The following is a 15,181-nucleotide window of genomic DNA, read 5'->3' as shown; positions in this document are numbered from 1 at the left end:
CACATCGGGGTAGAGTTACGCAATTGATAATTATTAGCATCTGGCGCGTCGCACACGCTGCGCTTATTCGTGACTGCCGACGCTAACGCGCACCGCTCAAAACCCTCAGTCAAGGCCCCATTATGTCTGCACGACGCAACACGACGACCCCTCGATCTTGCTATAGGTGTAATACTATAACAATAGTTTTAACTTGGACACTGGCCAGTCCAGTCCTTGCCGCCACCGGCGAAATCCTTGAATTGCCCGTTTCGACCGTGACTGCGCGCATGGAGCAGGAAGACCCCAAGAGCCTGCCCATCAGCCTTAGCGTGATCAGTGGCGAGCAACTGCGTACCCAGCGCCTCGACACGCTGGAAAGCGCCCTGCGCAATACCTCCGGGGTCAATGTCAATTCATCCGGCGGCCCCAATGACTTCAACGTGCTGATCCGTGGCGTCGGCTCGCTGTACCAGATGTCGATGGATGACAGCTCGGTGGCCTTCAACATCGACGGTGTGCCAGTCGCCTCCCGCAGCCTCGGCTTCGGCACCCTGGATATCGACCGCATCGAAGTGCTCAAGGGGCCCCAGGGCACGATGTCCGGTGCGATTGGCCAAGCGGGCGCGGTGAACATCACCACCCGCCAGCCAACCCGGGAACTGGAAGGCTATGTGCGTGGCGAAGTCGGCCAGGAGGGCCAGTTCCTCAGCGAAGGGGCCATCGGCGGACCGATCAGCGACAGCCTCAGCGGCCGCCTGGCGGTGCGCCGTGCCGGCTATGACAGTTGGATCGACAATGACCGGAACAACGATCCCATCACCCAGCCGCGCAATGAGGCTTATCGCGCCAGCCTGCTCTGGGACCTCAACGATGAGACCCAGGTGCTGTTCAGTGCCGAACGCCAGAAAACCGAGCGCGCCACCAACTCGCTGGTGCTGCGCCCCTACGGCAGCGACCCCAGCCTGGACCTGACGCCCGGCCTGTTCGACGACAATTACAAGACCACCGAACGCTATACGGTCAAGGTCGATCATGACTTCGCCAACAGTCGCCTGACCTCTACAACCGCCACCTCCACCGCCGACTTCGAGGGTTTGATCGCCTATGACAGCAAACTGATGGGCGCCCTGTACGGCACGCCCAGCGAGTACTGGGTGGTGGACACATCCTTCGAGCGCAGTTGGAGCCAAGACCTGCACTTGAGCTCACTGCCCGATTCCGAGACATTCTGGATCGCCGGCCTTGCCGCCAGCCGCAACGAGCGCAGCTACGACACCCCGCGCAACACCTATGGCACTGACAGCGCCAGGCTCCGCGATTTCACCACCACCACCTATGCCGGCTACGGCGAAGTCACCTTCCCGCTCAGCGAGCGCCTGAAACTCACCACGGGCTATCGCCATTCCTGGGATCGCAAGACCTACGATGGCCAATACATCAATGGTGCCAGCACCGTGGATGATTCACGCCAGCTGACCGACCATTACGGCACCGGCCGCGTGGCCCTGAGCTACGCGCTCACCCCGCAAACCAACGTCTACGTGCAACTGGCGCGAGGTTATAAATCCGGGGGATTCAATGACTATGCATCGCAGGTCAGCGACAGCGAGCCCTACAAGGCCGCCGTCAGCAGAGCCGCCGAACTCGGCTTCAAAAGTGAAACAGAAGACCGCCGTGGCAGCTTGAACGGTGCGCTGTTCTACACCCGCGTGCACGACGACCACCTGCTGGGCTACAACGCGGCCACCTTCGCGACCAATGCGTTCAATGCCGATACCCGCACCCGCGGCGCCGAACTGGAAGGCACCTGGCATTTCGACCACGGCCTGACCCTGGCCGCCAGCGCCACTTACCTCGACGCCAAGATCACCAGCGCCGTCCACGGCATCCAGGCCGGCGACATCGCCGCCGGCAACCGTACCCCGGATGTGCCGCGCTGGAGCGGCAACTTCAACATCAATTGGCAGCACCCGTTGGGCACCTTCGCCAGCCTGGGCGAAACCACCCTGAATACCAGCCTCAATTACCGCCTGGTGGGCGAACGCGCCGCCGATCCGCAGAATCATTTCAACCTGGACAACTACGAGAAACTCGACCTGCGCGCAGGCCTGGAAAGCCGCTTCGGCGAAGTCTATGCCTTCGCCGACAACCTGCTGAACCAAACCTACGACACCTATGGTTTCTACAGCGACCCGGTGGCCTACGGTGCGCCGGCACGGCGGCGCACCTTGGGGGTCGGCTACACCTATCAGTTCTAACCTGCCCTTTGACTCAAGGGGCACTCAGAACGAATAGCTGTACCCCACGCCGGCCGAGCGTCCTCGGCCCGGCATGCCGGTCAGCACCTGGTCGGTGGAATACGAACCATACAAGTCATAGCGCGCATCGAGCAGGTTATCGCCCCACAGGTAGACTTCCGAACCGCCACTTTCCAGGCCCAGGTGCAGGTCCAGCTTGGCGTAGCCCTTGAGGTCGTAGTGATTCTGCGGGTCGGCCGGGCGATTTTTCTGCACGCGATAGTTGATCAACGTATTCAGGCGCGGCGCCGGCAAGCCCAGGAACGCGCCCAGCTCTTTCTGCCAGGCGACGCTGAAGTTGCCGCTCCACAGCGGCACATCCGGCACGCGACTTCCCGACGCGACATCACCACCAGAAACCCCCGGTGCGTCGGAGGTCACCACCGCGTTGATGTAGCTGATGGCGCTGCCCACCGTCAGCTCATCCGTGACATGCCAGGTGCTCGACAGCTCGGCGCCCTTGCTGCGGGTGTCGGCATTCACGGCGCTGACCGCCAGGGTGTTGAAGTCATACCCCAGCAGGTGATCGTCCTGCACGCGGGTCAGGAACAACGCCCCCTCGAGACTCAAGGCCCCCTCGGCGCTTTCGTGCTTGAAGCCGACTTCGACAGCGTTCACCTTGGCGGCTTTGTAGGGTTCGCTGTCCTTGACCGAGGTGGCGTAATCGTTGAAACCGGCGGATTTATAGCCTCGCGACAGTACCGCGTACAGGTTCGTCTGCGGCGTCAGTGTGTAGCTCAGCGCCACGCGCCCGGTGCTGTAGTTGTCCTGCAACCGACGGTTGTCGCCAACGGTATTGCCGCCGCTGGAATAGTCGGCCCCATAGGTCTTGCGATCCCAGGTGTGGCGCAGGCCGGTGGTGAGTTTCCAGTCTTCGGCAATCGGGTACGTCACCTCGCCGTAGGCGGCATAACTGTTGGTGCTGAAATCGCGCCTCTGTTGTGCGCCGTTGGTGAAGTTGTCGGAATCGAAACTGCGCTCGGAGCGTGACAGGTTCACCCCGGTCACCCAGAACACATCGGCATCGGCCAGCGACCCCAAGCGCAGGTCCTGGCTCCACACACGCTCTTTGGCAGAATCCTCGATCAGGTATTCGAACGGCGAACCGTACAGCGCCTCGGTGATGTTGCGGTCGTAACCTTTGACCGCATTGAGGTCGGTGCTGGTGTAGGCGCTGATCGAGGTGATCCGCGACTGCGCCAGGTCATGGTTGAGTTCGAAGGAATAACGCTCGTTGGTTTTCTGGTTGCCATCGAACGTGCCGGGCGTGTAGTCCAGGCTGGGGCGGTTGCCAAAGGGGCGCAGCATCTCCAGGCCGGCATAATGCTCGGCGCGCTGGCGCTCGGCGGTCAGCAGGCCGGTCGTGCCTTGGTCGTTGTCCCACAGCAGGCTGCCGCGCAGGGCCAGGTCCCGTGGCTGGGTCAACGGGTCGCCATCCTGCTGGTCATCGACCCAGTTGTCGAAGCCACTGCGGCGCACGGCAATGCGCCCCGCCAGGGACTCGGTCAATGGCCCGCCCACGGCGCCTTCGGTCATGAACTGGCCCTGGCTGCCGACTTCGCCGCGCACATAACCTTCCCGTTCGCGGGTCGGCTTGCGCGTGGTGACGTTGATCGCGCCCGCCTCGCTGTTACGTCCCAACAACGTACCCTGGGGGCCCTTGAGCACTTCCACCTGCGCCACGTCGAGGGTGGCCATCGCCGCGTTGCGCACCGACATCGGCACCCCGTCCACATTCAGCACCACCGAGCCGTCGTCCATGCTCATCTGGTTCAGCGAACCGACACCGCGGATGCGCACATTGGCGTCGTTGGCGCCGCCCCAGGAATTCACATCCACCCCCGGGGTGGTGCGCAACGCGTCTTCCAGGGTGCGCAAGCGCCGGGTTTCGAGGGTTTGCCCGTCGATCACGGTAAGCCCGAAGGGAATATCCTTGGCGCTTTCTTCGTTCAACCGAGCGCTGACCATCAACGGAGCCAGCTCGATCACCTCCGTGCTGGCGACAGGTTGATAATCAGCGGCATAGGCCGCGCACATCTGGCTGGACAAGGCCAGTGCCAGGGTTTGGGTCAAGACATTCTCCCGCCAGCCGAGGGGACGGCGCAGCGGTTTGATCGACAGCGGTGCTGACATGGAACAACTCCAGGCAAAAGGGATGGTTCGAATTCATTGCGCAGGCCCCCAGCGCTTGAGCGCTGCGGTGATCGCCTGGTCAGAGGGCGCGCCCAACAGGTGCTGGATCGCGGCGGGCCATCCCTGGCCATTTCGGATGCTTGCGGTCATTGCCGCCAGTTGTTCGGCGCTTTGTCCGGCCACCCAGTCCAGGCTGGCCAGCGGTGCATACGTCGCGACCCAGCCCTGTTCCCGGGCAGTGGCCAAGGTGCCGACGGGCTCGCCGTCATTGCTCAAGGCGCGGGTCAAATCATCGGCCATCAACTTCACCAAGGCCGAGCGGGCCTCAACGCCGTCGACGTCACCAACACACAGCAAGCCGATCGCGCCCGCCACACCCTGGCTCAGCCAGAGGTAACCCGGGGCCTGGCGCAGGTCGCTGGCATCGCTCAGCATTCGCCGCGCGAGCAGTTCGGCGATATGGGCACGGCGCGTCCAGCGCCCGACACCTGCCTGCGCCACATCCCAGTCCGGCGTCTGGCTGAGCACCAGATGGGCCTGGCTCAGATGACTGGCCCCCATGCCGGTCGGCCACTGGCTCAGGGCCTCGACGCTTGGGCGACTGCCCAGGCGCCGAGCCACACAGGCGGACATGACCTCCAAGTCTTCGCGCACCTCACGGGCGGCTTGCTGCCGGCCGGCATCGGCGAGCATTTGCACACCGTCGATGTCTTGTGTCACGGCCGTGTGATAGGCGAAATCCAGCGGTCCTGCGCCTTGGCCATTGAACGCCTGGCCATCCACCTCGATCAGCCATTGCCACGACCCCGCCGGTGCCACCGCGTCCACGGCGACGGCCGCTCCCGCCGGAAAACTCGGCACCTGCGGCGGCAAACCGGCTTCGGCACGGTGGACCGGCGCGCGCAGCAAGCGCTCGCTGTCCAGGCCCAGGCGCGGCATCACGCGGCGCGCTTGCAGCCACACCCCTCGCGGCCCCAGCCAGAATGCGTCACCTTCGGACGGCCAGCCGGCGACATCCAGCGTCCAGTTCAGTTGCACGCTGCAGCCGCTCGCCGCGCACTCCGCCAAAGGCATACGCAAATGCCCGGCGGCCTGTTCAAAAAGGACCGGTCGGCCCATGACGCTCACCGCCGTGACGTGCAACCCCGGCGGCAATTCTGCGTCCAGGTGCTCGTTGGCGGCGATTACGGTTCCCAGCGTCCACTCGCCGTCGATACGTCGCGCAACGCTGTCGATGCGCAAGTGCAAGCGCCCGTCCGCCACCTGCCAGGCGCCCGCCCCGGCCAGCCATCGCTGTTCCCATTCGGCGTGCTCGGCCCGTTCCTCGGCCACCGACCGGTAGTCGCCCTGCTCCACCAGATGCCGATGCAACAGCGCGCCGCTGCCCAGCAAACCCACGGTCCCCAACACCAGCAACGCACCGGGCAAGCCCAGCAGGCTGCGGCGCACATCCGTCAGACGACGTCGCTCCGGCCCACGGGGCAAGGCCAACGCCGCCACCGCAACCATCACCAGGCAGCCGGCCAGTTTCCAGCTGGTCAAAGTGGCGAGATAAGGCAGCCAGGGCGCCCAGCCCGTGAGTTGCGACAAGGCCACGTGGGCCGGTATCGCCATGGCATAGGCGGGATAGCTGACCAGCCCCAATTCATGGTTGAGCACCAGGAAAAACGTCAACAGCATGGACGTCGCATACGCCAGGCCGGATCGACGGATCAAGGCATGCACCAGCACCGTGAGCATCGCCAGTTCCAGCAACGGCGGCGCGAACACCAGTGTCTGATAGATCAGCACAAAGCCCGGTGCCCAGTTGTCGGGGGCGACCAACGCGCTGATCACCAGGCTGGCAACCCCCGGCACCAGCGCCAAGGCCAGCGTCGCCACCAGCACGCAGGCCACCCGTCCCAACAAACGCAGCCACGCCGGCGCCGGGGTGGCCTGTAGCATTGCGCCCAGGCCTTCCACGTCATCGCGCCGGCAGACCAGCCCCACCAGCGCCGCGACAATGAAGGCGATCACCAGGAACGACGCGCTCGATAACAACGGCAAGATCAGGTCCGGTCGCGGCACCATCGGCCCGCGCGCATGCCACACGATATGAACAAACCCGCTGAGTATGCCCATGGCCAGCAACAAGCCGAGGGCAACCCAGCCGATGCGCCGGGCAAACAACTGCCGCACCTGCCAGCGAACCTCGCACCACAACGCCCGCGGCCAGCGGCTGGCGGGTAACGGGCCAGGCAAGCGCACGTGGCTCGCCAATAGCATCGGCGGCTCGGCCAACACGGCGCCACCGCGGCGCCCCATCAAGCCCTGGCGGCTGGTGCGGGCCAGGACGACGGCCAGCAGCAGCAACGGCAACCCACACCACAGCGCGCGGTTAAGCCAGAACCCCGGGGTCAACGCCAACAGCGATTGGGATTTCTGCGCGGCGTTCCAGGTTTCCACTTGGGCCTGGGCAAAGGTGAACAGTGACGGATCGAGGCTGGCCGCCAACAGCGGGTTGATGTGCCCGCCCTTGAGCACCACCACGGCGAACATCCACAACAGCATCAGCACCGTCGCCAAGGCAAACGGTGCGGCCAGGCCTCGGCTGCGCAAGGCCAGCAAGTAATACAACGCGCCAATCCCGGTGCTCACTGGCAACAGCAAGGCGACCCAGGCAAACCCCAGCGCCGACCACATGGGTGCGCCGATGCTCGCCGCCGGCACCCAGCCGAGCCAGCCCAGCACCGGGCTGACGAGAAAGCCGACGATCAATGAACTGGCGAGCAAGCCCCCCACCAACGCCGCGCCGATAAAACGTCCCCACAGCAGCGCCGGCAGCGACAACGGCAAGGCCAACAGCACTTCTTCCAATTGTGCCTTGCGGTCCCTCAGGGCCGGCTGGGCAAACACCCAGGCCCAGGCAAAAAACAGGAAGAACATACAGCCGCACGACATCAGGTAAATCAGGCTCGGCGCATTGCGGGCGATATCGCTGGCGCCCATCTTCTGCACATAGTCGGCGTTGGTCAGGGCCATCAGCAGGTAGCCGGTCAGGCCAAGGAACACCAGCAACGGAATGCCGCTGCGCAACCCGGCGCGCACTTCCACCCAGGCCTCGCGCATCAGCAGAGCAAAGGTACTCATGCGTCGAGCGCCTCACCCGCCTGGGCCAGGGCCAGGTAATAGATGTCTTCCAGGCGTGGCGCGTGGGGCACGAAACGTGGATCGGCAGGACGCTCGCCATGGACGATGACGCGGCTGCCCTGGGGGCTGGCGGCCACATGCAAGGCAACGGGCAGCGACTCGCCACGGTCGAAGGACGCTTCCCACAACCGGCCCTGCTCGGCCGCCAGCAACTGCGCCGGGCTCCCTTCCACAATGATCTGCCCAGCGGCCAGCACGGCCAGTCGACTGCAGAGGTTTTCGACGTCTTCGACGATGTGGGTCGAAAGCAACACGATGGACTCGGCGGCGACATCGGCCAACACCCGATGGAAACGGTTGCGCTCCGCCGGGTCGAGGCCCGCCGTGGGCTCATCGACGATGAGCAAGCGTGGCGAACCGACCAACGCCATGGCGATGCCGAACCGGCGCAGCATGCCGCCCGAATAGGTGGCGAGCGCCCGATGGGCGGCCTGCTGGAGGTTGACCTTGTCCAGCAGGCCCTCGATTTCCTCGCGGCGCTGGCGATTGTCGGTACGACCCTTGAGCCAGGCAAAACGATCGAGAAAGTCCCGTGCACTCACGCCCGGGTACGCACCCAATTGCTGCGGCAGATAGCCCAGGCGGCGGCGCAAATGATCGGAATCGGCCAACACATCCGCCCCGTCCAGGTGAATGCTGCCGGCGTCGGGTTGCTGCAGGGTCGCCAGGGTCCGCATCAAGCTGCTTTTGCCCGCGCCATTGGGCCCCAGCAAGCCATACATCCCGGGGCCGACACTCAGGTCCACGCCGCGCAGCGCCTCGACGCCGTTGTGGTAGCGCTTGCGCAGGCCGCGCACTTGTAAACCCGAATCGACAGACATCCGTAACTCCAATCAGAGGGACACAGGCCCGGCAAGGGGCGGCGAGCGACGGTAGTCAAGGGCATGGGGCGGGCTCTACCCGATTCAAGTCATTTTCCAACCGCATCCTGCGAGCGATTGGCGTTGTGCGTAGCCAACACGGCACTGCAACCGGTGAGCGAGACGCGGATGCGGGGCAAAAACGATTCGATCCGGGTAGTTGGCAAAATGAGAATGACTAGCATCTTCCCCCAAGCAACTGCCTGCCCCCAGCGCCTGGGCCAACCCCGGTCCGGGCCCTAGCAATGAGAAGACGTTGAGCCATGGCCACTCCCAGCACCTCAACCGCAACACTGCTGCGCCAATCCCTGTCCCAGGCCCTCGACCTGCCCGCCGACCAGATTCCCCTGGAGGCGAACCTGATCGAATGGGGGCTGGATTCCGTCACCCTGATTCGCCTCGCCGGCCAATGGCGCCGCCATGGCCTGGCCGCGCGTTTTGCCGACCTGATCGCCGACCCGCGCCTGTCAGCCTGGCTGGCCATGCTTGAGGTGGCCCCCCAAGTCCCGGCGGCGGTTACCGCGCCTGCGGACGACGGCCAGCCTTTCGAACTGGCGCCGATGCAACACGCCTATTGGATCGGACGCGCCCCCGGCCAGCAGTTGGGCGGTGTCGCCGCGCACTTCTACAACGAATTCGATGGCCGCGACGTCGACCCGATCCGCTTGGAAGCCGCCGTACGGGCGTTGCTGGCGCGCCACCCGATGTTGCGCGCACAGTTTCTCGACGACGGTCGCCAGCGGATCCTCGCCCGCAGCCCCTGGCCGGGATTGAAGGTGCATGACCTGCGCCAGGCCAGCGCCGAGCAACAGCAACAACGGCTATCGGCGTTGCGCACTGAGTTATCCCACCGCCAATTGGCCGTTGAACAAGGCCAGGTGCTGGACATCCAGTTGTCGTTGCTGCCCGACGGGACGCGCCTGCATTTGAACCTCGACATGCTCGCCGCCGATGCGCTGAGCCTGCGCACCCTGCTCGGCGACCTGGTGCAGCTGTATCGCCAACAGCCCCTGGCCGCGCTGGGCTACAGCTTTGCCCGTTACCTGGCCGACCTGCGCCGTGAACACGCCAGTCCCGAGCAACGTGCGCTTCATCAACAGGCCCGTGACTATTGGTTGCAGCGCCTGGATCGGTTGCCCGGCGCCCCGCGCTTGCCCATCAAGCCCCAGGGCGACGATCGCCAAGTGCGACGCCGTCACCACTGGCTACCGCCGTCCCAGCGCCAGGCCTTCGAGCGCCACGCCCGGGAGCACGGCCTGACGCCGGCGATGGCCTTGGCGGCGGTGTTCTGCGAAGCCCTTGGCGCCTGGTGCGAGACGCCCGAGCTGCTGCTCAATTTGCCGCTGTTCAACCGCACGCCACTGCATGCCGACGTCGAGCGCCTGGTTGGCGATTTCACCTCATCGATCCTGCTGGCGTGGGACGGTCACGTCAGCGGCACGTTCGCCGCCCGTGCCACGGCCCTGCAACGGCGCTTCCACAGCGATGCGGCACACAGCGCGTTTTCCGGCCTGGAGGTGTTGCGCGAACTGTCCCGCCAACGGGGTGAGCAAGTGTTGGCGCCGGTGGTGTACACCAGCGCCCTGGGGTTGGGGGAATTGTTCGCCGAGGGCGTGCAAGGGTGTTTCGGCCAACCGGCCTGGATCATTTCCCAAGGCCCGCAAGTGTGGCTCGACGCCCAGGTCACCGAGCTGGACGGCGGTGTCCTGGTCAATCTCGACGCCCGTGAAGGGTTGTTCGCCGACGGGGTACTGGATGGATTGTTCGAGGCGTATACCGGGCTGTTGCAGCGCCTGTGTTTTGAAGCCTCGGCCTGGGACCTGTCGCCTCCGGCGCTGATCCCTGCCAGCCAACTTGACGTCCGCAATGGCGTCCAGGGCCAGGCGGCGCCGCTGCCGGTACAACGCTTGCACGAAGCCTTTTTTGCCCAGGCGCGCCTGACCCCCACCCTGCCCGCGTTGCTGCACGGCGACCATCCCGTCATCACCTACGGCGAACTCGCCGAACGTGCTCTACACGTGGCGGCCTACCTGGAAGGCCAAGGCGTGCGGCGCGGTGACGTGGTGGCGTTGCAACTGCCCAAGGGGCCCGAGCAGGTGATCGCGGTGCTGGGCATCCTGGCGTGCAGCGCCACGTACCTGCCCATCAGCGTCGATCAACCAGCGGCGCGGTGCCGGAAAATCTGTGATTCGTCGGGCGCGCGCTTATTGCTCACGCAACTGCCCGCCGCCAGCACGGCGCTGGACGCCCCCCGGCCCGGAGCGATCAGCGACCTGGCGTACATCCTCTATACCTCCGGTTCCACAGGTGAACCCAAGGGCGTGGAAATCAGCCATCAGGCCGCCGCCAACACGCTGGAAGACCTGCAACGGCGCTTGCAACTGAACAGCGACGATCGAATCCTCGCGCTGTCGGCCCTGGAGTTCGACTTGTCGGTATTCGACCTGTTTGCCGCGCTGTCGACTGGGGCGGCGGTGATCGGTATCGAACCCGAGGCCCAGCGTGATGCCGGACGCTGGCGTGCACTGGCCCTGCGGCATCGCGCCAGCGTGCTCAATTGCGTGCCAGCGTTGCTCGACATGCTGCTCGGTTGCGCCCCCGCCGGTGCCAGCCTGCCCCTGCGCGCGGTATTGCTTGGCGGCGACAAAGTCGCTCCGGACCTGGCGCCACGGTTGTGGACCCAAGCCCCCGGCTGCCGTTTCATGGCCTTGGGCGGCGCCACCGAAACCGCCATTCACTCGACCCTGTTCGAAGTGCTGCCCGGCCAACCCTTGCCCTGGCACTGCCTGCCCTATGGCACGCCGCTGGACAATGTCCGCTTGCGCATCGTCGACCCACACGGCCACGACTGCCCCGACTGGGTGGCCGGCGAACTGTGGATCGGCGGCGCCGGTGTTGCCGAGGGTTATCGCGGCGACCGGGTGCGCACAGCTGAACGTTTCGTCGACTATCAAGGCTTGCGTTGGTACCGCACCGGCGACAGTGCGCGCTATCACCCCAACGGTAACGTCGAGTTCCTCGGGCGCACCGATTTCCAACTCAAACTGCACGGCTACCGCATCGAAGCCGGGGAAGTCGAAACCGCCTTGCTGGCCTGGCCCGGCGTCGAGCAGGCGGTGGCGCTGCTGGCCGGCCAGCAGTTGGCAGCAGTGGTACGCCTGACGGACGGCCCCGTGATGCCCACACGCCTGGCCCCACAGGGACTGGCCGAACATCTGGCCGAGCGCCTGCCGGGCTACATGATTCCCAGCACTGTCCTGGGCTGCGCGCAGTTGCCCTTGACCGGCAATGGCAAGGTGGATCGCAAGGTACTGAACGACTGGCTGGCGGCCAACAGCGCCCCGGTGCAGGCCAACCTGTCCGCTCCCTGCGGCGACATCGAAACCCTGGTGGCCCATGCCTGGCAGCAATTGCTGGGCTGTGCTGAGGTCTGCCGTGAACACAACTTCTTCGCCCTGGGCGGCGACTCCCTGAGCGCCACCCGCCTGGTGCGTTTGCTTGCAGGGCAAGGGCTGGGAGGCGCGCGGATCGCCCAGGTATTCGCCAAACCGGTGCTGGCGCATTTTTGTGCCGATTTGCATCGACAGGCCCAGGCCGAACCGCGGCACACGATTGTGCCCGACCTGCCGCAACGCCACGCGCCCTTCCCCATGACCGAGGTGCAACAGGCCTATTGGCTGGGCCGCGACCCGAGCCTGGTACTGGGCGGCGTCAGCTGCCACTTCTATCGCGAGTACGATGTCGAGGACCTCGACCTGCCGCGCCTGCAGACCGCGCTGGATCGCTTGATCGAGCGCCACGAAATGCTCCGCGCCGTGTTCGATCAATGCGGCCAGGCGCGCATCTTGCCCCTGCAACAGCTGCCGTCCTTCGAAATCGGCCAGGGCTACACCAGCCTCGACGACTTGCGCGAACACTGTGCCCATCGCGTGTTCGATCCGGGCCAGTGGCCGCTGTTCGATGTGCAGGCCGTGACTCATGGCCGCTATACGCGGTTGGCCATCAGCCTGGACAACCTGATCCTCGATGCCCTGAGCATCCTGCGCTTCTACGCAGAACTCGATGCCATTTACCGTGACCCTGGGTTGACGCTGGCGCCGCTGGAACTGTCGTTCCGCGACTATCAACTGCAATCCGCCGTGGACGCGGGCGAGCTGCAAGCCGCGCAACACTTCTGGCAAGAACGCCTGCCCGAGTTGCCGCCGCACCCGCAACTGCCGCTGGCGGCGGACCCCGCCAGCCTGGGTCAACCGCGCTTCGAACGCCTGCAAGGACAAATCGACGCCCAAGCCTGGCGGGCGATCCTGGCCAAGGCCCAACAACAGGGCCTCACCGCCTCGGCCGTGCTGCTCTGCGCGTTTGCCGAAACCCTCGGCCGCTGGAGTGCACGTCCCGACCTCAGCCTCAACCTCACGCTGTTCGATCGTCGGGCGCTGCATCCCCAGATCGATCAGGTCATGGGCGATTTCACCTCCCTCACGCTGCTCGGTTATGTTCCGCTGCCCGGCGAACGCTGGGTCGACCGCGCCCGGCGTACCCAGCGCACCCTGGGCGAGGCACTGGAGCACCGTTGCCTCGGCTCGGTCAGCCTGTTGCGGCAGCTGGCCCGGGGCAATGGCGAGCAACAGGTGAGCATGCCCGTGGTGTTCACCAGTGCGCTCGGGGTCCCGGATGGCACGGCCGCGCCGGTGGACGGGCCGTTTGCCCGGCAAGTCTTTGGCCTGACCCAAACCCCGCAGGTCTGGCTCGACCATCAGGTGGTGGAAGCCAACGGCGGCATCGCCCTGAACTGGGACTACGTGGTCGGCCTGTTTCCCGAAGGCCTGGTCGAAGGGATGTTCGATGCCTACTTGTACAGCTTGAACTGGCTGGCCGAGCACACCTGGGACAACCCACCGCCCGACCTGCTGCCCCAAGCCCAGGCGCAGTTGCGCGCCCAGCTCAATGCCCCGGGGCCGAGCGTACCGGGTGACCCGACCTTGCACCAAGGCTTCTTCGAACAGGCACGCCAAGCGCCCCAACGCCCGGCGTTGTTGTGGGGTGAGCACGGCATGCTCAGCTATGGCGAGCTGGCCGAACAGGCACTGCGCATTGCCCGCCGCCTGGTGGATGCCGGCGTGGTGCCGGGGGATCTGGTGGCGGTGTCCCTGGCGAAGGGGCCACGACAGATCGCCAGCGTGCTGGGCATCCTGGCCGCGGGTGCCGCGTACTTGCCGGTCGGGGTCGACCAACCGCTGCAGCGTTGCCAGCGCATCCTGCAGCAGGCCGGCGTCACCCTGATCCTGGCCGGGCATGACCCGCAATTGCCCAGCGTCAAACACCTCGACCCGCTCCACGCGCTGGACACTGAACCGCTGTCGGCACCGCTCGCCGTCTCGGCCGCAGAGCTGGCCTACGTGATCTACACCTCCGGCTCCACGGGCCAGCCCAAGGGTGTGGAAATCACCCACCGCGCCGCGATGAACACCGTGGCCGAGATCAATCGCGGCTATGACATCGACGCCAGCGACCGCACGCTGGCCTTGTCAGCGCTGGATTTCGACCTGTCGGTGTACGACCTGTTCGGCCTGCTGTCGGTGGGCGGTGCGCTGGTCTTGATCGAGGAGGACCAGCGCCGTGATGCACGGGCCTGGCTCAAAGCGTTGCAACACCATCGCGTGACCCTGTGGAACAGCGTGCCGGCCTTGCTGGACATGCTGTTGGAAGCCAATGCCCATGACCGCCAGCCACTGGGCCTGAACGTGGCGTTGCTGTCGGGCGACTGGATTGGCCTCGACCTGCCCCAGCGCCTGCGGCAACAGGCCCCTGACTGTCGTTTTATCGCCCTGGGCGGCGCCACCGAAGCGGCGATCTGGTCGAACCATTACCCGGTGGAGCAAGCGCTGCCGGGTTGGCGCTCGATCCCCTACGGCGTGCCACTGACCAACCAGGCTTACCGAGTGGTCGATGCCCTGGGCCGCGACTGTCCGGATTGGGTCACCGGTGAGCTGTGGATTGGTGGCGCCGGCGTCGCCCGCGGCTATCGCCACGCGCCACAGTTGAATGCCGAGCGCTTTGTCGATGGCTGGTACCGCACCGGCGACCTGGGTCGCTACCACCCCGATGGCCTGCTGGAGTTTCTCGGGCGCGCCGACAGCCAGGTGAAGATTGGCGGCCATCGCATCGAACTGGGCGAAATCGAGGCAGCCCTCGCTCGCCACCCCTGCGTCAGCAGGGCCGTGGCGCTGGTCACCGACAACCGGCTGATGGCCGCCGTGACGGCCAGCACCGACGCACAGGTCTTGGCACGACACCTGGAGCAGTGCTTGCCCGGGTACATGCGCCCGGAACACGTCCTGGTGCTGGAACACTTGCCCCTGAGCAGCAACGGCAAGATCGATCGCCGAGCACTGCAGGGGCGATTGGCCGACGCCGCCCAGTCGCGCCCGGTGGCGGACGAGCAACCGCTGCGCCCGGAAGAACAACTGATTGCCGAGCTCTGGCAGCAATTGCTCAACGTGCCGAGCGTGTCGCGCCACGACAACTTTTTCCGCCTCGGGGGCGACAGCCTGCTGGCCACGCGCTTCCTCGAAATGCTGCGTAACCGCGTGGGCCTTGAACTGCCCATGGGCCAGTTGTTCGGCGCCGCCACCTTGACGGAGGTGGCGCAAATCCTTGAGCGCCAACCTGCCTCGGACACCGTTGAAGAGGGCGTCATCTGATGCCCGCACAACCCCTCTT

General features: G+C 65.5%; 5 protein-coding genes. 2 read left to right on the top strand and 3 right to left on the bottom strand.

Annotated elements, in window-relative coordinates; genetic code table 11:
• The first annotated feature begins 242 nt into the window (after nucleotides 1-242).
• On the top strand, nucleotides 243-2,240 hold the full coding sequence (locus tag J3P85_RS13535) for a TonB-dependent receptor (protein WP_434706189.1): 1,998 nt from the start codon (nucleotides 243-245) through the stop codon (nucleotides 2,238-2,240).
• Between the two features lie 24 nt (nucleotides 2,241-2,264).
• Here J3P85_RS13535 and J3P85_RS13530 read toward each other — a convergent pair whose 3' ends face one another.
• From J3P85_RS13530 to J3P85_RS13520, 3 genes are read right to left on the bottom strand one after another with little or no spacing between them, the layout of a single operon-like run.
• On the bottom strand, nucleotides 2,265-4,412 hold the full coding sequence (locus J3P85_RS13530; protein ID WP_434706188.1) for a TonB-dependent receptor: 2,148 nt from the start codon (nucleotides 4,410-4,412) through the stop codon (nucleotides 2,265-2,267).
• 33 nt (nucleotides 4,413-4,445) lie between these two features.
• The gene (locus tag J3P85_RS13525) at nucleotides 4,446-7,541 is read right to left on the bottom strand and encodes a hypothetical protein (protein ID WP_434706187.1); all 3,096 of its coding nucleotides are present in this window, start codon (nucleotides 7,539-7,541) and stop codon (nucleotides 4,446-4,448) included.
• Nucleotides 7,538-8,422 (bottom strand): ABC transporter ATP-binding protein, encoded by an 885-nt coding sequence (locus J3P85_RS13520; RefSeq protein ID WP_434706186.1) that lies wholly within the window; start codon nucleotides 8,420-8,422, stop codon nucleotides 7,538-7,540. The genes J3P85_RS13525 and J3P85_RS13520 overlap by 4 nt, the downstream gene beginning before the upstream one ends.
• Before the next feature lie 302 nt (nucleotides 8,423-8,724).
• On the opposite strand from J3P85_RS13520, the gene J3P85_RS13515 reads away from it, so the two are divergent.
• Nucleotides 8,725-15,162: an amino acid adenylation domain-containing protein gene (locus tag J3P85_RS13515; RefSeq protein ID WP_434706185.1), complete on the top strand. Its 6,438-nt coding sequence runs from the start codon at nucleotides 8,725-8,727 to the stop codon at nucleotides 15,160-15,162.
• Nucleotides 15,163-15,181: the final 19 nt, after the last annotated feature.

Source organism: Pseudomonas sp. Z1-12, from assembly GCF_051132015.1.
Classification (GTDB): Bacteria; Pseudomonadota; Gammaproteobacteria; order Pseudomonadales; family Pseudomonadaceae; genus Aquipseudomonas; species Aquipseudomonas zanjanensis.
Note: the sequence above shows the minus strand (reverse complement) of the source record. Positions and strands in the feature narration are given on the sequence as shown.

Bases quoted from the DNA above. Each gene is read 5' to 3' on its own strand.
- J3P85_RS13525 (WP_434706187.1), bottom strand. From the start codon at position 7,541: ATGAGTACCTTTGCTCTGCTGATGCGCGAGGCCTGGGTGGAAGTGCGC.
- J3P85_RS13515 (WP_434706185.1), top strand. From the start codon at position 8,725: ATGGCCACTCCCAGCACCTCAACCGCAACACTGCTGCGCCAATCCCTG.
- J3P85_RS13520 (WP_434706186.1), bottom strand. From the start codon at position 8,422: ATGTCTGTCGATTCGGGTTTACAAGTGCGCGGCCTGCGCAAGCGCTAC.
- J3P85_RS13530 (WP_434706188.1), bottom strand. From the start codon at position 4,412: ATGTCAGCACCGCTGTCGATCAAACCGCTGCGCCGTCCCCTCGGCTGG.